This is a genomic window from Chryseobacterium sp. KCF3-3 (assembly GCF_045865955.1).
Taxonomy (GTDB): domain Bacteria; phylum Bacteroidota; class Bacteroidia; order Flavobacteriales; family Weeksellaceae; genus Chryseobacterium.
In genome coordinates, this window is sequence record NZ_AP035792.1 from 1,813,791 (window position 1) to 1,836,148 (window position 22,358).

The window sequence follows — 22,358 nt, forward strand, 5'->3', positions numbered from 1 at the left end:
GTTTGGAGATAAGAGAGTAGTGCTGCTTTAAAAATCTATTTTTACTTTAGCATCCACTTTCATTTTCACATTTGCACCGATTAAAAGTGGCCTGTTGTCTTTAATGTGTCCATTCGGGAAAGCAAATACTACGGGGAATTTATATTTTGAAATTCTGTCAGAAATAAGCTTATATACGAACTCATCAAAGCTTTCTTCATAGCTTTTATTTTCCTTTTCATCTCCCATATTGGTCATTCCACCAACAATCAATCCTTTGATTTTATTGAAGACACCTGCCAGCTCCAGACTCATAATCATACGGTCCAGTGCATAGAAGTTTTCTCCGATATCTTCAATAAACAGAATCTTATCTTTAAAATCGAATGAATATTTGGTTCCCAGAAGGGCGTAGATAAGGGCTAAATTCCCTCCAACCAATTCTCCTTGGATATTCCCTTTTTTGTTTAAAGGATGAGATTTAAGGCTGTATTTAGGCTTTTTGCCTTTAAGGATATCAAAGATCAGATCATAGCTTTCATCTGTCACTCCAAAACTGGATGTTTTGATGGTCTGTCCATGAATGGAAACAAAACCTTTCTTAAGCAGATAACTTTGTATGACTGTATTGTCTGAATATCCGATATACCATTTCGGGTTTTCTGTAAAGTTTTTCAACTTCAGGTGTTGAAGCAGATGCTGGCATCCGTAACCACCTCTGGAAGCCCATATAGCTTTTATTTCCGTATCATTTAAGGCCCAGTTGATATCTTTTGTTCTTTCCTTTTCTGTTCCGGCGTAATTATATCCGTTTGAAAATTTAGTGTAGAGATGTTCTCCGAGAACAGGTTCAAAACCTCTACTTTTAATCATTTCTATTCCCTTTTCCAGTTGAGTCGTATCTACGGCTCCTGCAGGGGAAATAACAGCTATTTTGTCTCCTTTTTTAAGAGACTTTGGAAAGATCATTTTTTTCATTTTGTTTTTTGATATTTTACTTCTTTCTTTTCTGCTTCCTCCAGCTGTTTTTCAAATTGGTTGAACTTTTTAAAACTCTGCAGGAAAATAAAGAAACTGAAGATAATAAGAATACAGCCAACAACTCTTCTGATTTGGTTGGCTAGTTTTTGTGTTAATTTATCGTGAAATTGCTTGGCAAGAAATATCTTGGCAAGATCTATAGACAGGTAAGTGGCCAGTACTATGCTGATGTATAAAATAAAACTGCTGGTGTCCGGATATTGATTTCTTACGGAAATTACCGTTACCAGCCAGAAAAGGATGACTCCAACATTCAGAAGATTAAAGAAAAAACCATTGAAAAAGGTCTTAATATAATTTTGACCAATGATCTTTTCTTCTCCGGGCATGTGCATTTTGGTTTTGGTAACCAGCATCACAATTCCATAGATGAAAATAAGAATAGAGGTGATCCTGTAAAAACCGGGATGTTTATCAATTAAAGAAACAATATCTGTACTGGCATAGTACGCCGCTACAATGCATAATAAATCTGCAGTAATCACACCAAGATCTAGTGACAAGGCATGTCTGGGGCCTCTGGAAAAGCTGGTTTCAATTAGCAGGAAAAAAATAGGTCCTATGAAAACCAGGCTCAGCATAAATCCTAATATGATGGCAGATAGTACAAGTTCTAGCATTAAGTGGTGTTTTAAAATGAATAAAAATTCATTTCGTTTAATACAAAGTTAGACTTTATGATTTAATTATTCAATAAAGTTGTGATATATCAAGTAGATTTTAATCAGACTTTAATGTAAAATTTTTAAGAAATAGGAGAGGAGCGTTAATTTCATACTTTTTAATGCTAAAAAAACAAAAGACCGATGGTTTTATAATCCATCAGTCTTTATAATTTTATTTACAGTCTTGTTAAAGACCTACTTATTTTACTTCACAATCTGGAAGTCAAGCTGCTTCTGAATCAGATTGGCTTTTACCACTTTGATCTGAACTTCATCCCCCAACTGGTATTTATTTCCGTGTCTAATTCCGTATACGGCATGGGTTTTTGCATCATACATATAGGAATCGTCCACAAGATCTCTAAGCTTGATAAGACCTTCAGCTCCATTTTCAGGAATTTCAACCCAGAAACCAAATTCTGCTACTCCGGAAATCACTCCTTTGAATGTTTCTCCCAGATGTTTTTCCATGAATTTCACCTGCATGAATTTGATGGAGTCTCTTTCCGCATCTGCTGCCAGTCTTTCCATCGCACTGCAGTGTTTTGCTTTTTCTTCAAGCTCACCTCTGTTCGGAGATTTTCCTCCATCCAGATAATGCTGAAGAAGACGGTGTGCAAGCAAATCCGGGTAACGACGGATGGGAGAGGTGAAGTGGCTGTAATACTCAAACCCCAGACCGTAGTGGCCAATAGGTTCTGTAGAGTATACCGCTTTACTCATACTTCTCATCGCAAGAGTTTCAATCATATTTTCTTCCCCTTTTCCTTTTACATCATGAAGAAGTTTATTCAAAGATGCAGCCACTTTTTTGGTATTGGCCAAATCCATTTTATATCCGAAAGTAGCAACGAAGTCTCTCAACGATTCCAGTTTTGCAGGATCCGGATCGTCGTGAACCCTATAAATAAATGTATTGTTGGTGATCTCACCTTTTCTTGAAAGAGATACAAATTCTGATACTTTTTTATTGGCTAAAAGCATGAATTCCTCGATCAGGTGGTTGGAGTCTTTACTGATTTTAAAGTAAACACCAATCGGCTCATTATTTTCATCAAGATTGAATCTTACTTCACTTCTGTCAAAAGTAATAGCTCCTTTTCTGATACGTTCATGACGCATTATTTTCGCCAGTTTATCAAGCGTATTGATTTCTTCCGCCAGATCTCCCTGTCCGGTTTCAATACGTTCCTGTGCTTCCTCATAAGTGAATCTTCTGTCTGAATGGATCACCGTTCTTCCAAACCACTGTCTCTGAATTTCAGCATTGTCATTCAGTTCAAAAACAGCTGAGAAGGTATATTTATCTTCGTGTGGACGAAGGGAGCAAACATCATTACTCAAAACTTCCGGCAGCATCGGCACAACCCTGTCAACAAGATATACCGAAGTAGCTCTCTGATAGGCTTCATCATCCAGAATAGTTCCCGGCACTACATAATGAGATACATCTGCAATATGAACTCCGATTTCCCAGTTTCCGTTTTCCAGTTTTCTCATGGATAAAGCATCATCAAAGTCCTTTGCATCCTTAGGGTCAATGGTAAATGTACAGATATTACGCATATCCCATCGCTTCGTAACTTCTTCATCCGTAATACTTCTGTCAATTTTATCTGCATCAGCTTCTACTTCCGATGGAAATTCATAAGGAAGACCATATTCTGCAAGGATAGAGTGGATCTCCGTTTCATGTTCTCCCGGAGCACCCAGCACCTGAATGATTTCACCTTCCGGATTTTTATCACCAGGTCTCCATTCTGTCATTTTTACAATAACCTTATCACCATCTTCAGCTGTGCTGAATTTTCCTTTCGGAATGAAGATATCTGTGTTGATTGATTTTTTATCGCAAACCACAAACCCAAATTCCTTGTGAGCAACCTTCTGAAAGGTCCCTACAAATTCTGTTCTGGTACGTTCCAAAACTTCCAAAACAGAGCCTTCCAGTTTCTTTCCTTTATAATGATAAGTTATAATAAGAACCTTATCTCCCTGCAATGCATCCTTCACATTTTTGGCGTGAACGAAGACATCATCTTCCAAACCTTCCACACTTACGTAAGCATTTCCACTTTGGTTAAAGTCAATAGTTCCGGTAAGCGTTCCTGCGATTTTCAGGTTTACGATATATTTTCCTTTTTCTACTTCCTTGATTTTTTCAGATCCCTGAAGTTTGTGCAGTGCCTGGATCACAAGTTCCCTTTGTCTTGGATTTTTGTAATCTATTCCGTCAGCGATCTGCTTATAATTATAAATTTTGGATGAATTTGCATTCATAAAACGGAGGATCATTCTTCCGATCTCCATCATTTTTAAATCATTTTTATGACTTATATATTTTCTTTTTTTTGGCATTTTAATTTTCTTTTAATTGTTTTGGTCTTATCTCAACTAAGACCTTTTTCTAAATCTTCCTTATTCGTTCCTTTGTATAAGGTTATTCAATTTCATCATTAGAATCTTTCCGTAAATCATCAGAAATTATCTTTCAGTTTGCTTACAACGGGAGCTTTAGTTTTGTATAAATTTAATACAATTCTGGAGAAGAAAAGAGAAAAACCTTTTATTAAATATGTTTCAAATATAAGAAAGGCTTTGGAGAATAATAGAGTGTAATTTCTATTGGACACTGCAAATGTACGAATAAAAAATAAATAAGGCTTGTAAAGTGATTTACAAGCCTTATTATAATTAGCAAACTGCAATTTTGTCAACTCTGTTCTGGTGTCTTCCACCTTCGAAGTCTGTTGAAAGAAATTTATCTACAATTTCAAGAGCCAGTTCTTTAGATATAAATCTTGCCGGCATTGAAATCATGTTTGCATCATTATGTTGTCTTGCCAGTGTTGCAATCTCCGGCATCCAGCATAATGCGCATCTTATCTTCTGGTGTTTGTTCGCAGTGATCTGAACTCCGTTTCCGCTTCCACAGATCAGAATTCCCAGCTCATTTTCTCCGTTTTCCACAGAGGTTGCCGCAGGGTGTACAAAGTCCGGATAATCCACACTGTTTGTGGAAAACGTTCCAAAATCCTGAACTTCAAAACGTTCTGAAAGGTAGTTCTTAACAATCTCCTTATATTCATAGCCTGCATGGTCCGCTGCGATAGCAATTTTTCTTTTCATAATACTCTTATTAAGCTTTATTAGATTCTATTTCCTTACAAAGGTAAGAATAATAACAATTCGTGTTAGTAAACCCTGAGTTAATTGTGAAAAGGTATGTGAATAACTGTGGAAAACTTTTCTCAACTTTCTATTTTTAAAGATCAATTTATTTCGTAATAGAAAATCTTTCCTCAAACTTTTACCACAACTTTCCAGATGTTTTCTTCAGCTATCCCCAGATTTTTCCATAATAAAATAACTAATAATGGTTTCATTTCAAAGTTATCAACATTTGTTAATAAGTGTGTGAAATAGCGGGTTTACAGGGATTTATATTGTGAGTTAAATATGAGTTGAATAAAAGTTGAATGTTATCAATTTTTAGCTTAAAACTTATCCCCGAAACTAACAACACTCAACAACAACTACATTATTCTTTTTTTTAAAAGAGAAAAAATTGTTGATTAATGGGTGATTGGGTTCGGGGAAAGTTTTTGAAAACTTTTATTTTAATCAAACTGTTGAAAAAGTTTAAAACCTTACATTTGTGAAACAAAAATTCAATGAGATTTATGAAATTGTTCTTGCGAGATTTTACCGAAAGCTAAAACGGATTTTGAGCACGGCGGTTTCATAGGGCTTAGCAAAAAATAAATCTACTTATGAAAACAATCAATGATCTTAATTTTAAAGATAAGAAGGCTCTGGTAAGAGTGGACTTCAATGTTCCACAGGACGATCAACTGAAGGTGACGGACAACACAAGAATTGTGGCTGTGAAACCAACGGTGGAAAAGATCCTTAATGATGGTGGTTCTGTCATCTTAATCACACACCTTGGAAGACCTAAGGGAGAGGTTAAAGATGAATTTTCTCTTAAACATATTGTTGGCGAAGTTTCTGCAGTTTTAGGACAGGAAGTGAAATTTGTTGATGAATGCATTGGAGAGAAGGCAGAGCAAGCAGCTGCAGATTTAAAACCAGGAGAGATCTTACTATTGGAAAATGTACGTTTTCATAACGAGGAGGAAAAAGGAGACGCTGCATTCGCAGAGAAGCTTTCAAAGTTAGGTGATGCTTATGTAAATGATGCATTTGGTACGGCGCACAGAGCTCATGCTTCCACAGCAGTAATCGCTCAATATTTTCCATCAACTAAATATTTCGGTTTACTAATGGCTAAAGAGCTTCAGGCAATCGATAAAGTATTAAAAAGTGGTGAGAAACCCGTTACAGCTATTTTGGGTGGTTCTAAAGTTTCAACTAAAATTACCATTATAGAAAATATTCTTCCTGCAGTAGATAATCTGATCATTGGTGGAGGTATGGCATTTACTTTTATTAAGGCTCTTGGAGGGAAAATCGGTAATTCTCTTGTAGAAGAAGATAAACTTCCTTTGGCCCTTGAGATTTTAGGAAAAGCTAAAGAGCACAAAGTAAAAGTATATCTTCCGTCTGATGCCATCATCGCTGAAAGCTTTAGTAATGATGTGGAGAGAAAAGAAGTTGATATTTATACAATTCCTGAAGGATGGATGGGACTTGATGCAGGTCACAAATCAAGAGATCAGTTCAATGATGTATTATTAAACTCAAGAACAATTCTTTGGAATGGGCCAATTGGTGTTTTTGAAATGTCAAATTTTGCTGGCGGAACAGTTGCATTAGGGGAGAGTATTGCTGAAGCAACAAGATTAGGAGCTTTCTCTTTAGTAGGAGGAGGAGACAGTGTTGCTTTCGTGAAGCAATTCGGATATGCTGATCAGGTAAGCTATGTTTCTACCGGAGGTGGAGCAATGCTTGAAAGTCTTGAAGGACTTGAATTACCAGGAGTAGCTGCAATCAATAATTAATATAAAATAACAGATATTTTAAAGCTTGCTAATATAATTAGCAGGCTTTTTTTATTTCTTAAACTTAAAGAAAATCCTTTATTGATAGGAGTTTTAGTACTATTTTAGATATAACTTATAGTTATATAGAGAAGGGTTGAATTCTCTTTCAGAGACTTATATTTTTTAGGAAATTTATGATCAGAATATTCTTGTAAAATTTATAAATTTATGTGATTTTATTTCTGGTTTTATTCTCATTTTGCTTTGGTAAATGACCATTATTTTTGCAATATTATTGATATAAAAAGTGGTATTTTTTCTATGAATTATACCTTGTATTTCGAAAAATATAGAAGAAGTAGTTGATATGATTTTATGAAAATTGCTAGTAGATTGGAAGGAGAGATTTGTTATTTTTTTCCAATTGTAAGCAGGCTTTAATTATCTTTTTTGAAAAAGAACTTTTGTGAGTAGTTTTAAAATTACCGGTTTCTGGTAATAGTATTTTATATTGTTTTAGTATTTAAATTTCTATTAGAAAAATGGAAAATATAATTTTTTGAAAACTTTAAATCTTTAATTCAAAGATTCATTTATTTCACATAATAGTGATAGTGTTGTATCTTGTTGATTATTAATTATTAAACTTAATTATCAACTATTTTATCATTTATTATTTTCATGTGATAATCTTACTAAAATAATAGAAATCAATAGGTAAGTATATTAAAATGAATAAGTTAATTAGTTTTTTGATTTTTTAAGATTTCTTTCCAGGATAAATTTAAGTAAGTTTTAATTTTTTATTTCTTAAACTTAAAAAGTTGCTATGAATTTAAAATTATTTAGTGCTTTTAAGTTTTAAATTTTTTTATTGATTTTTGATTTTTGAAATTCTCTATAATTATTAATTTTTACTTTTTGTCCAGTTTTTTTAAAAAATAGAACCTTTCAATTTTTATCATTTTTATTTTTTGAAATAGGGAAAAATTATTTTTTATCAAAAAAGAGAGAGTGGAGTAGGGAGCTTCTTTTTTTTATGGTGGAAGAATTACTTTAGGAAGAAATTGGATTTTCTATTTTTTGTCGTTAGAAATATATTTACCGGATCAGCTTTAATTTTTTCTTTGCAATAAAAATGCTGAAAATTGACCTTCATAAATAGCTTAAAAATCGATTTTCTATCTTTTCTAGAGTATTTATATATTATTTTATTTTGAGGTTAATTTAAAGCTGTTTTCGTGATAATCTATCCTGTTAAAACTAAATTTCTTCTCTTTTTCGCTGTTTTTTATGCTTTTGTTAAAATTTGAATTAAAAAGTTCAAGGAATACTTTAAGAAGATAAAAGGAAAGGTAATTTGTATTTCTCTTTATTTTTTTAAATGGAGTAGGGGAGATATTTTTTTATTGATAGGTAAGGAATGTAAATTTCAATTTTATTTTTAAGTTTTTCTAAAATAGGAGTAGAACTTAAAATATGAATGTAATCCAGAAAAAGAAAACTCAGGAGAAAAAATCCTGAGTTTTTTATTTTTTAAGTTAAAAATGCTGAAAATTGACCTTCATAAATGGGTTAAAAATCGATTTTCTATCTTTTTTCGATAATATATATCAAACTTGAAAATTCGTTGGAAAACAATGCTTTTACGTTCGAAATTGTTCCGTAGACTACTGCTTTTAGCCATAATAGAGGAGATTTTTTATATTTTTCGCTCAACATGGAGATGTAGTAGGAGTCAAGGACTAAGGGTTTGATTTTTCTCATTTTCCAGTCGGGATTTTTAGAAATTAAATTTTCCATTCCGTTTTTAGAAAAATGATAGATATGTCTTGGTACATCATAAGCGGCCCAATATTCTTTATAATGTTGGGCATCATAAGAAGTAGGGTTGGGAACTGCAATGACAAGAATTCCTTTTTCTTTTAATTTTCTATGAAATGTACGAAGCATTTCATCCTGGTTTTCGATGTGTTCAAATACATGCCATAGTGTAATAGCATCTAAGGTATTATCTTCAATTTTATGAATATCATCTAAAATGGAAGCTCTTGTTATTTTTCCTTTTGCAGCTTTTCTTGCATCAGCGTCGGGTTCAAAACCGAGGGTTTCAAAATCATTTTCTATATGCTTTACAAACTCTCCGGCACCGCATCCATAATCAAGAACTTTTGAACCTTTTTTTATTCTGTCTACTAATATATTTTTTTTATACTGAAGATTGAAAGACTGGAGAAATTTATAAAGCTTTTCTTTCAGGCTTCCGGAATCCTGATGATGAGAAATGTAATCTTCACTTTCATAATATGCGGAAATATTGGATGGAACAGGAGAGGTTTTGAAAACTCCTTTTGTTTCTGTTTCTCTTATTTCAAATATCTCATTGGAAAGAAAATGATCCTTTATTTTCATTATTTAGGAACTATTAGATAGTTAATTTTATCAATTGTTTTTACAAATTTGTAATCAATCTTATGAACCAGATCAATATAATCTTGAAAAGAGGTTCCAAAATCTTGTTGGAATTGTTCTTCATATTCAAATACAATTGCCATTTTATGCTGTTTTATAGTATTTATTGCACCTTCCAGGGCAAATAGATCTGCTCCTTGTATATCAATTTTCATAAAACTTATTTTTTTATCAAAATTGATAGAATCAATTGTGATAGTATCTATTTGAGAGCTTTTGTGATTGTTGATGTCAATTCCGAAAGATCCAAGACTTGAAAATCTTTTAAGATCTATCTCCTGAAAGCATACTTTTTTATTTGATTGATTATATACCGCATTATAATATGGTACTATATTTTTTATATTATTTGCAGTTATATTTAAATTAAGTATGTCAAATACTTTTTTTTGTGCTTCAAATGAATAAACTGCACCATTTTCCCCTACATATTTAGAAAATTCTAATGACATTTGACCATAGTTTGCACCAATATCAAGAACTATAGTGTCCTTCTGAATATATTCTTTGGCTATAGAAATTATATTTTCATCATAAAATAACCCTCTTTTCATTTTCTGCGCAACTGCATCTTTGTTTAATTCTTTTGGTACATAATAGTTACCAATTGGAGTAGGGTGGTATGTTAGTTCATTAAATAAAGATTTCCCTTTAAAAACCTTTTTTTTTTCTAATTTTTTAAGATCATATCCTATAAAATTAATTGCTGTGAGGATTTTTCTTTTCATATGTATTTTTAATGTTTCACGTGAAACATTTTATTTAACGTCCTAGATAAACTAATAAAACATTAATATCAGCTGGAGAAACGCCGCTTATTCTACCTGCCTGTGCAATGGTCTTCGGACGAACGTTAGACATCTTCTGTTTTGCTTCTGCAGAAAGGCTGGAAAGCTTCGTATAATCAAAATCTTCAGGAATTTTAATGTTTTCCAGACGATTTAATTTAGCAACGTTTTCTTTTTCTTTCTCAATATATCCTTTATACTTAATATTGATCTCTGCCTGTTCTCTTACTTCATCATTATATTGAGTAGAAACTTCTTTAATAAAATCAATTTCATCCAGTTTTTCTAATGTCATATTGGGTCTGGTAAGGATTTGAGCTGCTCTGTAAGCCTGATCTACAGGACTGCTTTCAATTGATTCCAGAACCGGATTGATAATACCTGGTTTTAAAGAAGTTTCACGGAGAAACTCTTCAAGTGACTGACTTTCAGATATTTTAGTTTCAACTCGTCTTAATCTGTCTTCTTTTGCTAATCCTAACTGGTATGCTTTCTCTGTTAATCTGATATCGGCATTATCCTGTCTTAAAAGAAGTCTGTATTCTGCACGTGAAGTAAACATTCTGTAAGGTTCTTCCGTTCCTTTTGTGATTAAGTCATCAATCAATACTCCAATATAAGCTTCATCTCTGTTTAGGATAAAATCTCCTTTTTCGTGTACTTTATTGTGTGCATTGATTCCGGCAATTAATCCTTGTCCTGCTGCTTCTTCATATCCGGTAGTTCCGTTAATCTGCCCTGCAAAATATAAATTGTCAATTAATTTAGTTTCGAGTGTATGTTTTAATTGGGTAGGAGGGAAGTAGTCGTATTCAATAGCATAACCCGGACGGAAAACTTTTACATTTTCAAATCCTGGAATATGTTTCATTGCTTTGATCTGTACATCTTCAGGAAGAGAAGAACTGAATCCGTTTACATAGATTTCTACTGTTTTCCATCCTTCCGGTTCTACGAAAAGCTGATGTCTGTTTCTTTCTGCAAAACGATTAATTTTGTCTTCAATACTTGGACAGTATCTTGGACCTAAACTTTGAATGGTTCCATTGAACATTGGGCTTCGGTCAAAACCTTCTCTTAAAATATCGTGTACGGTTTCGTTAGTATATACGATATGACAGCTTAATTGTTTTGTCAGTTTCGGAGTATCAAGATAGCTGAACTTTTGAGGATTTTCATCTCCTTTCTGTTCTTCCATTTTTGAATAATCCAAACTTCTTCCGTCTACTCTTGGTGGAGTTCCGGTTTTCATTCTTCCTGCTTCGAATCCTAAAGTGACCAATTGTTCTGTAATTCCAAAAGCTCTTGGTTCACCCATTCTTCCTCCGCCTAATTGTTTATCTCCAACGTGGATTAATCCGTTAAGAAAAGTTCCGTTAGTAAGAACTACAGATTTTGCTCTGATCTCAATTCCTAAAGAAGTAACAACTCCTGCTACTTTATTATTTTCAACAATCAGTTGTTTTACCATATCCTGAAAGAAATCAAGATTGGGAGTATTCTCTAATGCTAAGCGCCATTCTTCAGCAAAAAGCATTCTATCATTTTGGGTTCTCGGAGACCACATCGCAGGACCTTTTGAAAGATTCAGCATTTTGAATTGGATCGCAGATTTGTCTGCCACAATTCCGGAATATCCTCCCATTGCATCAATCTCTCTTACGATCTGTCCTTTTGCGATTCCGCCCATTGCCGGGTTGCAACTCATCTGTCCGATGGTCTGCATATTCATTGTAATAAGTAGGGTTTTTGAACCGAGGTTAGCTGCTGCGGCTGCGGCTTCACAACCTGCGTGTCCGGCACCTACTACTATCACATCATATATTTCTGAAATCATTTTTATCTCGCTTGTTTTAAGCTTTAAACCTTATCTTTATAACCAATGTTTCACGTGAAACATTTTTGGAGAATGCACTCTAGATAAACTTATATTGTTACTAGAATAGAGTACTTTAGATATGGGACTTTAAGTGATTGTTCAATTCTAAAACTTTAAATCCCTGTATTTATCCAGGTGCAGATCTTCCATTCTCCGCATCTCTTTTTCTTCCTCTTCCGTCTTGTCTTTATAGCCTGCAAGGTGTAAAATACCGTGGGCTAAAACCCTTCTTAATTCTTCTTCATAATCTCGGGAAAGGGTAGAGGCGTTATCAGAAATGCGCTGCAAAGATACGAAAATCTCAGCGCTTATTGTCTTGCCTTTTACATAATCAAAAGTGATAATATCTGTATAATAATCATGCTGCAAATAATCCTGATTGATCTTAAGAAGATATTCATCATCACAGAAAATGTAATTGATTTCTCCTAGTTTTTTTCCTTCTGAAAGAATAAGATCTTCCAGCCATTTTTTGTAATCTGTACTTACCGACTCTGGTAAGTTTTCATAAAAGAACTGTATCATTTTTTTAAAACCAGTGTCCTAATATAACACTGAATATACCTTTTTGGTTATTTTTTAGGGAGTGGCTAAAGTTTACTTTTATCTGCCCGAAAGGAGATTTGTAACCTGCCGTAATTCCCAGTGAACTATAATTTACTTTAACTGCATCCTCAAACTTGATATCGTTTGATAAGTTGGCAAAGGTAAAGTTTCCGCTGATAAAATAGTTTTTATTAAACTTAAACTGGACATCATTAGAAGCCAGTATTACATTGTTTGTATAAAGCTGAGCGAAATAGAATCCTCCAAAACTTTTAAAATTCATAAGATTCTGCTCAAAAATTCCTCCTAATCTATATTGGTAATAAGCAGGAAGGTTCTCGCCGAGAGTAACCCCTCCAAATAGATTCAGACGATAACTGAATTGTTTCCCAAGTGGAATGTTAAGCCTTAGGTCTGCTTTAATCTGAATGATTCTTTTATCAACTTCAGACTTTAATAGATCTACAACCTTTCCTTCTGCAGCAAAATAAACCCCTTTGGTAGGGAATTCCTTATCATCCTGAGTATCGGTTTTGATAAAGACATAAGGGTTTAAAAAACGGCTGTAACGTCTGTTGTCTCCATTGCTGTTTTCCGCTTTAAAATAGTCATGGCTTATACCACCACCAATGGCAAATTTGTCCTTCCATATAGACTGTATATAGGCTTCATTTCTTATCCATTCCCAACGGTCTACTACGTAATTGTCTACATTCTTTATATCAAAACTCATCCCGGATGAATAAAGACCAACTCCCGGAATGTATCCGTTATCTATAAAATAATTCAGGTAATATCTCATGCGATCTCCCACAACGACATCCAGGGAAAGGTTAGAATTTTTGAATAAAAGTCTTTTTGCAGAATAATTTAAAAGTAATCCTGTTTTAAAAACTTCGTCATAATGGAGTCCGAATTTTAAAAAATGGCGGGCATCATCTTCAGTGACGTAAAGCTTCAGGTAGTTGGCGTCATTCTCCTGAACGATATCATAATTGATAAATTTGTAGTTGTTGGTGGCAACCAGTTTATCAATCATTTTATTAATACTTCCATAGGTCTGCAAAGAGGGGAGACGTAATCCCATTTTACCCAGCGTGTAGTTTTTACCGTAAATTTTACTTCCTTCAATAGAAATGCTATCGATCTTATAAACGTTGGAATAGATTGGATTTACGCGCTGTCTAAGGCGATCAAATGGTTTCTTTGGAAGCTGGTCCAGGATCTGGGAATATTTTAATCCTTCCACATATCCGCTATCCAGAATTTTCTTTTTATCATCGTAGCTTGTTGCAGACATTCCTTTCAGGTTGGGTTTGATATTGATGTCTGTATATTTATATTGTTTTCGGGTATCTTTTTTGATTCCGAAATCAATAACCTGGTTCAGAATAGCTATAATATTGTTTAAATCCTCTCTTTTCGACAAATCCTGATTAAGGTCCACACCGATGACGATATCAATTCCTTTGTCCTTTAAAGGCTTTGAAGGATAGTTTACCGTCATAGCTCCGTCAATATAAATGCTGTCGCCAATTTTTACAGGATCCATTAAAGATGGAAAAGCAGAACTTGCCATAATAGACTGTACCAGATCTCCCTTTTCAAAGATCTGCATATTACCGCTTTCAAGATTGGTAGCGACGCAAAGGAATGGAATAGGCATTTTGGAAAAGTCCTCAATATTGGAAACGTTTTTAAAAAGCTCTTTCAGAAGATAAACGTTTCTCTGTCCGGTACTGATTGAGGAGGGAAGTGTAATTTTTCCGTTTTTAAGCGGAATGGATAAAAGATATTTGTCTACAGATTTATTAAAAAAGCTGGCTTCCTGCCGGGACTTTGGATCCATAATCAGAGAATAGAAATCTGTATCCATGACTATTTTTTCTATTTCTTTCCCGGAATACCCGGCGGCATACAATCCACCTACGATGGCTCCCATGCTGGTGCCGGAAATATAGTCTACTTTCACTCCCAAAGAATCCAGTACTTTAAGAACTCCGACATGTGAAAAACCCTTGGCACCACCACCGGCAAGTGATAACCCTATTTTTGGATTTTTCGGAATTACCAAATCTTTTTTTACCTGAGAATGGATCAATAATAATTGGAATATGGAAAGCAGAATCAGGAGTTTTCTCATAGTTAATCTTTTATATAAATCCGTTTCACCCGGGGTGAAATGGAGGTTAATACTTCATAGGTTATCGTTTTGCAGTATCCTGCGAATTCTTTTAAGCTTGGTTTGGCGTTGAAAACAGTTACCGTATCACCTTCTTTTACGTGGGGAATATGGTCTACATTAATCATCATCATATCCATGCAGATATTTCCGACAATAGGTGCAAGAGTCTTATTTACCCCTACATTTCCTACCTGATTTCCGATGAGTCTCGGAATTCCGTCTGCATATCCTACAGGAATCGTTGCAATTCTCGTAGAATGATCCGCTTTATATCTTCTGCTGTAGCCTACTGATTCACCATTTTCAACGGTTGATATCTGTGAAATTACGGTTTTAAAGCTTACCACAGATCGTAATTGTTTCTGTATTTCAGGATCTGCTGATTCTCCCAGCATACCAATACCGATTCTCACCATGTCATGCTGATGATCTTTATAGCTCGTAATTCCTGCAGAATTCAGAATATGACGGATAGGAGTGTAGCCTAGTTTTTCAATAAGGTAGCTGGAATTTTTTTCGAAAACATCAAGTTGTTTCAAAGTGAATTCTTTTTCTTCAGGCATATCAGAAGAAGATAAATGACTGAACATACTTTGAACCTTTACATTTTTCTGACTTAAAGTTTCGCTTAACTGATCCAACTCAAAATCTTTGAAACCAAGACGGTGCATTCCTGTCTCCAGCTTAATATGGATTGGATATTTCTTATCATATCCGGATTTCTGAACGGCTTCATAAAATAGTTCCAATACTCTGAAACTGTAAATTTCAGGTTCCAGGTTGTATTCTATAATAGTCTGATAGCTGTGCTGTTCAGGATTCATAACAATAATAGGAGTAGTAATCCCTTTCTTACGAAGTTCTACTCCTTCATCTGCATAAGCTACCCCAAGATAATCTATATGATGATGCTGAAGAAATTCTGACACTTCAAAACTTCCCAGTCCGTAAGCATTGGCTTTTACCATAGCCATCATTTTAGTTCCAGGCTTCAGAAGAGATTTATGATAGTTGATATTGTGAAGGATGGCATTGAGATTTACTTCTAATACCGTATCATGTTTTCTGAGTTCAAGAATATCTTTCAGTTTTTCGATCTCAAATTTTCTGGCTCCTTTCAGTAGAATAATCTGATTTTCTATTTCAGTAAGATGTTTACTTTCAATGAGCTCTTTGGTGTCAATAAAAGTATATGTTTTAGCTTTAAATAATTCACTGAAGTTTGATATTTCATCGCCAATTAAGAATACAGAATCAAAATGCTGCTCATTCACCAGTTCAGAAACTTCTTCGTACAATTCTTTGGCGTTGGAATTCACTCCTACAATATCTGTTAAGACCAAAGATTTTTTAGATTTGTTGTATTCATTCAAAAACTGCAGGGCAGTCTTCAAAGAGTCAAGGTCAAGATTAAAAGAATCGTTGATGACAATATTGCCCTTAATTCCTTCAATCGCTTCAAGCCTCATTTCAACGGCTTTTAAAAGGTTGATTTTTTCAACGATCTTTTTATTTTCGATATTCAGTTCCTTAAGCACAGAGATAAGCGCCATAGCATTGGTTAATGTCGCTTCGTCTCTCTGATGAACCGGAAAACTGATTTCTTCACCCAAATATTCCACAATGATGTTTTCATCTTTAGAAATATTGTTTTTGATGAAAACCTGATTCTCTTTTTTAAAACCGTAAGAAATTAATTTTTTATCGGAATAGGAATTTTTAATTTTTTGATCCACCAAAGAATTATCTCCATTATAAATGATCACTTCAGAATTTTTGAAAAGACTGATTTTTTCGTCAATCAATTCTTCATCGGAAGAAAAGTTGGCAGCATGGGCAGTTCCGATGTGGGTAAGCAGCCCGATCTGAGGATGGAAAATATTTTCAAGTTTTTCCATTTCATGCGGTTTTGAAATCCCTACCTCAAAAATTCCCAGCTGATGTGAGCTGTTGATCTGAAGAAGAGACAATGGAAGACCGATCTGAGAATTAAAACTTTTAGGGCTTTTTACAGTAGGAAATTCGTTCCATAAACATTGATACAACCATTCTTTTAAAATAGTCTTACCATTACTTCCTGTAATTCCGATTGATTGTAAATGAGAATTTTCGAAATGATACTTTGCTAATTTTTGAAGAAACTCTACGGAATTTTCAACAATAATCCAGGTAATATTTTCAAACTCCGGATAGTGATGTTCAGAAATAATGACATTGATACCTCTGTCCATTGCAGATTCAATAAATTTTTCTCCGGAATTTTTCTGAGTATTGATCGCGATAAAGGCTGTATTTTTGGTAGAATAAATAATTCTGCTGTCGTAAGCTATATTTTTGATCAATAGATTTCCGTCTCCAATGATCTGTGCATTGGTGATCTCTGCAATGTGTTGTACTGTATAATTCATTGGTACCCTTTCTGCTTTATTTAGAGCGAAACTGCAAAAAGGTAAAACTGCAAAAGAAATAAAGACCATTCTGTCATCTTCTTTTCTTTTTTAATATTTTACAATAAAGCTTTTTCGCTTTTCATTTTAATAGTAAGTGAATATATTGTATGGTTTGATGCAAACAGCATTTTTCTCTGTTTTGCCTTTATCCATTAATTATTTTCTTTTTGAAAGTACTTCGTCAATAAAAACACGGCGGCTTACTGCTTCATAGCTTTCTGTTTCTCCTAATTCTACCAGATTATCTCCCTGAGAAGTTCTCATGGAATAGTTGGCCAGATTACCTGTTCTCTTACAAATAGCATGCACTTTTGTAACATACTCGGCAGTCGCCATCAAATTAGGCATTGGTCCAAACGGACGGCCCAAAAAATCCATATCCAATCCTGCAATAACTACTCTGATACCGCTATTGGCAAGCTGATTGGCAACATCTACAATGCTTTCATCAAAAAACTGAGCTTCATCAATGGCTACTACATCACAATTGGAAGCCAACAGAAGAATTTCATTAGGGTTTTCTACTGCTGTACTACGGATTTTATTCTGATTATGAGAGACTACATCCTCTTCAGAATACCGTATATCCATTTTGGGTTTAAAAATTTCCACATTCTGTCCTGCCATTTCCGCTCTTCGCAATCTGCGGATAAGTTCCTCGGTTTTACCGGAAAACATAGAGCCACAAATTACTTCCATCCAACCACTTTGTTTGGAATGATTAATTGTATTTTCTAAAAACATTTGTTAAATTAGCCGTATATTTTTAACATCAAAAGTAAGCAATTTTAATAAGAATCTTATTATGCAGAATATCCAAGATTTAAAGGAAAAGATTTTTTTTGAATCCATGAATATCATTGATAATCTGGACAAAATAAGCAATATAGACGAATTACTTTCCAAGCAAGATCTTGTAGATGAGCTTGCTAACAGGATTTCTTTTTTGAAACTGCTGGAAAAAAATATTGAATACTTCGTAGCAGACAATACGACACAGAATCCGGACCATCAGTATGCCTCTTTTGTTTCAGGTGAAACAGAACATCATGATACCGGAAACGAAGTGATGGAAGAAGAAGCTATTTTCAATAATGAACTGAACGAAATTGATGAAAATGAAGTTTTTTCAGACGAACCTGAAGAAGAAGAGGCTGTTTTCAACAATCAGTTAAATGAAATTGTTGAAAATGAATTCCATGAAAATATCGTAAGCTTTATAGAAGAAAACAAGGAAGAAAAATTACCGGAAAATATTCAGGAAGAGACTCCTGAATATGAAACTCTGGAAGAAGAAGCTGCTTTCAATAATGTGCTGAACGAAATTGATGAAAATGAAATTTCAGAAGAACAGAGAGCTGTTTTGAGTTTTGTGGATGAAGATAAAATTCTTGCGGATTCTACACCGGATTCGGATGAAGATCTTAATGAAGATCTGTTTTATAATGAAGTTACAGAAGAAGAAGCTATTTTCAATAATCAGCTTAATGAAATAGAAGAGCAGGAAGAAGAAGAAATTGCTAAGTCGGAATCTGAAAAAGAAACGGATTTTGCTGTAGTGAATGATGCAAAACCTCCTGTAACGGAAACAATTCCGAGTATTTTTGATACAGAAACGCTGGATGATGAAATACTGATTGAAGAAAACGAAGAACAGTTTGTAACTTCAAATGTTTCCATAGAGCAGGGAGAAATGGCTACGGAAACTTCCAATGTAGAAAATATTCTGAGTGAGATTAAAAACGACCATTCTGAAGAAGAAACAAAAGAAGAAAGCATCCTTGCCGAAGTTTATGACCGAAGAAAAATTGTTGAAATCGATAAACCTATTCCCGAAGAAACAGATAAACATCCTTCTGATGAGAGCTTCGAAAATTTAGAAGAATACCATCGGGAGAAAAAAATAAAATTAGCCAATATCAAAGGAATGAAGGCTGTTCAGTCACTTTTTGATGATGACCACCTGGAGCTTCCCAAAGAAGAGAAAACTTCTCCGGTTGTAAAAGAAGACTCAGGAAGTATTCTGAAATCCAATATTCCGACCAATTTCATGGAAGCAGATAAGCTGAAACCTGAATTTAAGCTTGATCTTAATGACAGACTTGCCTTCACGAAGATGCTTTTTGAAGGAAGCCAGGCAGATCTGAATGATACGGTTTATCAACTGAATCAATTCAGAACACTGGAAGAAGCCAAAGAATATCTTAGTGATCTGTATTATGACAGAAAATGGAATAAGGTGGATGAATATGCCCAGAGACTTTGGATATTGGTGGAAAATAAATTCTTATAATTTTGAGCGGAATCCTATATTTTGTTCCCACACCCGTTGGGAACCTGGAAGACATGACATTCAGAGCAGTAAATGTTCTGAAAGAAGTAGATTATATTTTATGTGAAGACACCAGAACTTCCGGAATACTTTTAAAACATTTTGAGATCTCCAAGCCTTTAAAATCTTATCATTTGCATAATGAGCATCAGGCAACGGAGAAAGTGATTGCAGACCTTAAAAACGGGCAGAATATCGCTATTATTACTGATGCGGGAACACCTGGTATCTCAGATCCCGGATATTTGCTGGCCAAAGCGGGAGCAGATAATAATATTGACATGATTTGCCTTCCCGGAGCAACTGCTCTGATTCCGGCACTTGTGGTTTCGGGACTTCCTAATAATGAATTTTTATTCGCAGGATTTCTGCCGCAGAAAAAAGGAAGACAAACCAAACTGAAACAGCTTGCTGAAGAAAAAAAGACGATCGTTTTATACGAAAGTCCTCATAAAATCAATACCACGCTGGAGCAGATTAAAGAATTCTTCGGAGAAGAAACCAAAGTAAGCTTAAGCCGGGAGATTTCTAAAAAATTTGAAGAAACTAAACGCGGAACAATCAATGAATTAATTGAATTTTCCAAGAGTAAAACTTTAAAAGGAGAGATCGTTCTTATTGTCAATAATTCTATTTAATTTTCTTTGAAAAAATTAGTTTTTGTATTGTGTTCTGTAGTCTGTACAGCACAGACTAACCAATATATGAAGGTAATCCTGTCGAAAAAAACAGGGAAAGAAATCAGTTCCTATTCGGAAGGATATGGAACATTCTATGACACTGGTTACAAGAAACAGGGAATTGTAGATTCTTTAGGAACTATAACGTTTGAATCTCCTTACAAAGGAAGTATTCTGCATGTTTTCAAAAACCGGTTTATCCTTTATTCTGAAGAAGGAAATAGTAGAAAATCAGCTGTAATTGACGAAAAAGGAACAGAACTTATTCCCCTGAACGATCAGGAGTTTAATACACCGTGGTGGAGTGAAGATTGTATCATCTCATCAAAACAGAATGCTGAAGCCGTCTATGATTTTAAAGGAAAGGAAATCATTCCTTATTCTGAAAAGATCCGTTTTTCAGGGAAGAACAGGCTTTTTGTCTTAAAAGATAAAAAATGGTTTCTGTATGACCTTAAAGGAAAGCAGCTCAGTACTCGTGAATTTAAAGAAGATTATAGCTTTGAAGAGGGTAGAGCACTGATCATCAATGAAGATAATGAAAAAGAAATCATTGGAAATAACGGGCAGACTCTGCACAAATTTTCAAAACAAGTGGTAGATATCAATGCCTATCCTTATCTGATTACTCAAAATAAGGCTACAGGAAAATATGGCTTGATTGATGCTGATGGAAATACAATTGCTGACGAAATCTATAACGATATCACCCCTGAATACTTTGGTAAAAAAGAGTATATCTACCTTACAAAAAAAGGAAAAACAACAGTTTTCAGTAAAAAAGACAAGAAGCTGTATGCGCAGACTTTTAAATATTTAAATCCTTTATTGAATAATTATTTCGGTGTCTACAATGATAAAGTAAAGAAATCAGGAATTATAGACCTGGAGGGAAACATTATTCTTCCACTGGAATATGATTTCATCAGAAGTTTTACCATTTCAGGAAAAGATTTTATTTATCTTAAAAAAGGAAATGAAGAGAAGTTTCTTGATAAAGACCTTAAAAATATTGTAGGAGAAGGGGTTCAGATTCTGGGCTTTTATCCTGATAATCTTATTGTTGGAAAACAGGATCGTTACTACAGGTTTTCAGTGAAAGATCAGTCATTATCTGAGTTGAAAAATATAAGTCAGATAAAAAATGAGGATGTTGAATACTTTAATCCTCTTAATCAGTATTCAAAACCTCTGGTTTGTAGAAATACAGGCAATTTATATGGAATTCTGGATGGAAAAGGAACAGAAATTGTACCCTTTGTTTACGAAGATATTATCACATTCGGGAATGCTGAAAACGAAATCGTAGTGAAAAAAGAAGGAAAATTCGGAGTTTCCAATTTTCAGAATGAGCCTTTGAAAGAAATTATTTATGATAAATATTTCTGGCAGAAAGAGGTATTAAGACTGGATAAGAGTAAAAAAACAGACTTTATTTACTTCACCAGGTTTAGAAATAATTCTGGTCAACTTTAATGAAAATCCTGATAATCATCAAAAAAATAGTAGTATTTTGACAATTTAAATGGGTTGAATAACATTTTATAATATCTTTGCAAACCGTTTAATTCCAGAAAGGAATTGTAGAAACATGAAGAGGCAGCTGTCACAAGCTGAACGAGTTATAAAAGAAAATAATTGTCAATAGATATGAAAATATTAGAAGGAAAAGTAGCACTAATTACCGGAGCTACAAGAGGAATCGGTAAAGGTATCGCTGAAATGTTTGCTCAACAAGGAGCAAAAGTGGCATTTACCTACGCTGGCTCTGTAGACAAAGCAAAAGAATTAGAAGCAGCTTTAAGTTCTGTAACCCAAATTAAGGGATATCAGTCTGACGCATCAGATTATGATGCAGCTCAGAAATTGGTGGAAGATGTAATGGCAGAGTTCGGGCAGATTGATATTTTGGTAAACAATGCAGGGATTACAAAAGATAACCTGTTATTGAGAATGTCCAAAGAAGATTGGGATAAAGTAATCAAAGTAAACTTAGATTCAGTTTTCAACCTTACAAAAGCGGTAATCAAGCCGATGATGAAGGCAAGATCAGGATCTATCATCAATATGACTTCTGTAGTAGGTGTGAAAGGTAATGCCGGACAAGCCAACTATGCAGCTTCTAAAGCTGGGGTGATCGGATTTACAAAATCTGTGGCACTGGAGTTAGGATCAAGAAATATCAGATGTAATGCGATTGCACCTGGATTTATCGAAACAGAAATGACTGCTGTTCTGGATGAAAAAACAGTTCAGGGATGGAGAGAAGAAATTCCAATGAAGAGAGGAGGACAGCCTGCAGATATCGCCAATGCATGTGTATTCTTAGGCAGCGAAATGTCAGCATACATTACCGGACAGACATTAAACGTTGACGGTGGAATGTTAACTTAAA

At 34.3% G+C, this 22,358-nt stretch carries 16 protein-coding genes; 5 read left to right on the forward strand and 11 right to left on the reverse strand.

What is annotated here, in order from left to right; genetic code table 11:
• Positions 1-27: 27 nt before the first annotated feature.
• The 4 genes from ACKTTZ_RS08100 to rpiB all read right to left on the reverse strand — a co-directional run bounded on the left by ACKTTZ_RS08100 (position 28) and on the right by rpiB (position 4,814).
• Positions 28-957 (reverse strand): LD-carboxypeptidase, encoded by a 930-nt coding sequence (locus ACKTTZ_RS08100; RefSeq protein ID WP_034694030.1) that lies wholly within the window; start codon positions 955-957, stop codon positions 28-30.
• Entirely contained in the window at positions 954-1,640 is a 687-nt protein-coding gene (locus tag ACKTTZ_RS08105) for a LysE family translocator (protein WP_034694031.1), read from the reverse strand. Before ACKTTZ_RS08105 ends, ACKTTZ_RS08100 begins: the two co-directional genes overlap by 4 nt.
• A 249-nt stretch (positions 1,641-1,889) precedes the next feature.
• The gene (rnr, locus tag ACKTTZ_RS08110) at positions 1,890-4,043 is read right to left on the reverse strand and encodes a ribonuclease R (protein WP_034694032.1); all 2,154 of its coding nucleotides are present in this window, start codon (positions 4,041-4,043) and stop codon (positions 1,890-1,892) included.
• 336 nt (positions 4,044-4,379) lie between these two features.
• Complete coding sequence (rpiB, locus tag ACKTTZ_RS08115) at positions 4,380-4,814, reverse strand: ribose 5-phosphate isomerase B (protein ID WP_034694035.1); 435 nt, start codon at positions 4,812-4,814, stop codon at positions 4,380-4,382.
• A gap of 644 nt (positions 4,815-5,458) precedes the next feature.
• Here rpiB and ACKTTZ_RS08120 point away from each other — a divergent pair.
• Entirely contained in the window at positions 5,459-6,649 is a 1,191-nt protein-coding gene (locus tag ACKTTZ_RS08120; protein ID WP_034694037.1) for a phosphoglycerate kinase, read from the forward strand.
• A gap of 1,572 nt (positions 6,650-8,221) precedes the next feature.
• On the opposite strand, the gene ACKTTZ_RS08125 is transcribed toward ACKTTZ_RS08120, so the two are convergent.
• The 7 genes from ACKTTZ_RS08125 to ACKTTZ_RS08155 all read right to left on the reverse strand — a co-directional run bounded on the left by ACKTTZ_RS08125 (position 8,222) and on the right by ACKTTZ_RS08155 (position 17,695).
• Complete coding sequence (locus tag ACKTTZ_RS08125) at positions 8,222-9,043, reverse strand: class I SAM-dependent methyltransferase (protein WP_407848267.1); 822 nt, start codon at positions 9,041-9,043, stop codon at positions 8,222-8,224.
• Positions 9,043-9,831 carry an FkbM family methyltransferase gene (locus ACKTTZ_RS08130; RefSeq protein WP_407848269.1) on the reverse strand — a complete coding sequence of 263 codons (789 nt, stop codon included), beginning with the start codon at positions 9,829-9,831 and terminating at the stop codon, positions 9,043-9,045. Before ACKTTZ_RS08130 ends, ACKTTZ_RS08125 begins: the two co-directional genes overlap by 1 nt.
• A 34-nt stretch (positions 9,832-9,865) precedes the next feature.
• Positions 9,866-11,728: a tRNA uridine-5-carboxymethylaminomethyl(34) synthesis enzyme MnmG gene (gene mnmG, locus ACKTTZ_RS08135; RefSeq protein ID WP_407848271.1), complete on the reverse strand. Its 1,863-nt coding sequence runs from the start codon at positions 11,726-11,728 to the stop codon at positions 9,866-9,868.
• Between the two features lie 147 nt (positions 11,729-11,875).
• Positions 11,876-12,295, reverse strand: coding sequence for an rRNA maturation RNase YbeY (gene ybeY, locus ACKTTZ_RS08140; RefSeq protein ID WP_407848273.1), 420 nt, complete (start codon positions 12,293-12,295; stop codon positions 11,876-11,878).
• A 4-nt stretch (positions 12,296-12,299) separates the two neighbouring features.
• Complete coding sequence (locus ACKTTZ_RS08145) at positions 12,300-14,459, reverse strand: patatin-like phospholipase family protein (RefSeq protein WP_034694047.1); 2,160 nt, start codon at positions 14,457-14,459, stop codon at positions 12,300-12,302.
• Positions 14,460-14,461: 2 nt separating this feature from the next.
• Complete coding sequence (locus ACKTTZ_RS08150) at positions 14,462-16,909, reverse strand: bifunctional UDP-N-acetylmuramoyl-tripeptide:D-alanyl-D-alanine ligase/alanine racemase (protein WP_407848275.1); 2,448 nt, start codon at positions 16,907-16,909, stop codon at positions 14,462-14,464.
• A 198-nt stretch (positions 16,910-17,107) separates the two neighbouring features.
• A complete protein-coding gene (locus tag ACKTTZ_RS08155; RefSeq protein WP_034694049.1) occupies positions 17,108-17,695 on the reverse strand; it encodes a thymidine kinase in 588 nt (195 codons plus the stop codon).
• 61 nt (positions 17,696-17,756) lie between these two features.
• Between ACKTTZ_RS08155 and ACKTTZ_RS08160 the strand changes: the two genes are divergently transcribed.
• The 4 genes from ACKTTZ_RS08160 (at position 17,757) to fabG (ending at position 22,357) form a co-directional block, all read left to right on the forward strand.
• Positions 17,757-19,244 (forward strand): hypothetical protein, encoded by a 1,488-nt coding sequence (locus ACKTTZ_RS08160; RefSeq protein WP_407848277.1) that lies wholly within the window; start codon positions 17,757-17,759, stop codon positions 19,242-19,244.
• A gap of 2 nt (positions 19,245-19,246) precedes the next feature.
• On the forward strand, positions 19,247-19,921 hold the full coding sequence (gene rsmI / locus ACKTTZ_RS08165) for a 16S rRNA (cytidine(1402)-2'-O)-methyltransferase (protein WP_034694051.1): 675 nt from the start codon (positions 19,247-19,249) through the stop codon (positions 19,919-19,921).
• A gap of 6 nt (positions 19,922-19,927) precedes the next feature.
• Positions 19,928-21,439 carry a WG repeat-containing protein gene (locus ACKTTZ_RS08170; protein WP_407848279.1) on the forward strand — a complete coding sequence of 504 codons (1,512 nt, stop codon included), beginning with the start codon at positions 19,928-19,930 and terminating at the stop codon, positions 21,437-21,439.
• Positions 21,440-21,613: 174 nt separating this feature from the next.
• Positions 21,614-22,357: a 3-oxoacyl-[acyl-carrier-protein] reductase gene (fabG, locus tag ACKTTZ_RS08175; RefSeq protein WP_034694056.1), complete on the forward strand. Its 744-nt coding sequence runs from the start codon at positions 21,614-21,616 to the stop codon at positions 22,355-22,357.
• Position 22,358 lies beyond the last annotated feature (1 nt).

What these genes read in the sequence shown, in the direction of transcription:
- ACKTTZ_RS08120 (WP_034694037.1), top strand. Translation starts at nt 5,459, where the DNA reads ATGAAAACAATCAATGATCTTAATTTTAAAGATAAGAAGGCTCTGGTA.
- ACKTTZ_RS08160 (WP_407848277.1), top strand. Translation starts at nt 17,757, where the DNA reads ATGCAGAATATCCAAGATTTAAAGGAAAAGATTTTTTTTGAATCCATG.
- mnmG (WP_407848271.1), bottom strand. Translation starts at nt 11,728, where the DNA reads ATGATTTCAGAAATATATGATGTGATAGTAGTAGGTGCCGGACACGCA.
- ACKTTZ_RS08155 (WP_034694049.1), bottom strand. Translation starts at nt 17,695, where the DNA reads ATGTTTTTAGAAAATACAATTAATCATTCCAAACAAAGTGGTTGGATG.
- ACKTTZ_RS08150 (WP_407848275.1), bottom strand. Translation starts at nt 16,909, where the DNA reads ATGAATTATACAGTACAACACATTGCAGAGATCACCAATGCACAGATC.
- fabG (WP_034694056.1), top strand. Translation starts at nt 21,614, where the DNA reads ATGAAAATATTAGAAGGAAAAGTAGCACTAATTACCGGAGCTACAAGA.
- ACKTTZ_RS08125 (WP_407848267.1), bottom strand. Translation starts at nt 9,043, where the DNA reads ATGAAAATAAAGGATCATTTTCTTTCCAATGAGATATTTGAAATAAGA.
- ACKTTZ_RS08105 (WP_034694031.1), bottom strand. Translation starts at nt 1,640, where the DNA reads ATGCTAGAACTTGTACTATCTGCCATCATATTAGGATTTATGCTGAGC.
- ACKTTZ_RS08145 (WP_034694047.1), bottom strand. Translation starts at nt 14,459, where the DNA reads ATGAGAAAACTCCTGATTCTGCTTTCCATATTCCAATTATTATTGATC.
- ybeY (WP_407848273.1), bottom strand. Translation starts at nt 12,295, where the DNA reads ATGATACAGTTCTTTTATGAAAACTTACCAGAGTCGGTAAGTACAGAT.
- ACKTTZ_RS08100 (WP_034694030.1), bottom strand. Translation starts at nt 957, where the DNA reads ATGAAAAAAATGATCTTTCCAAAGTCTCTTAAAAAAGGAGACAAAATA.
- rpiB (WP_034694035.1), bottom strand. Translation starts at nt 4,814, where the DNA reads ATGAAAAGAAAAATTGCTATCGCAGCGGACCATGCAGGCTATGAATAT.
- ACKTTZ_RS08130 (WP_407848269.1), bottom strand. Translation starts at nt 9,831, where the DNA reads ATGAAAAGAAAAATCCTCACAGCAATTAATTTTATAGGATATGATCTT.
- rnr (WP_034694032.1), bottom strand. Translation starts at nt 4,043, where the DNA reads ATGCCAAAAAAAAGAAAATATATAAGTCATAAAAATGATTTAAAAATG.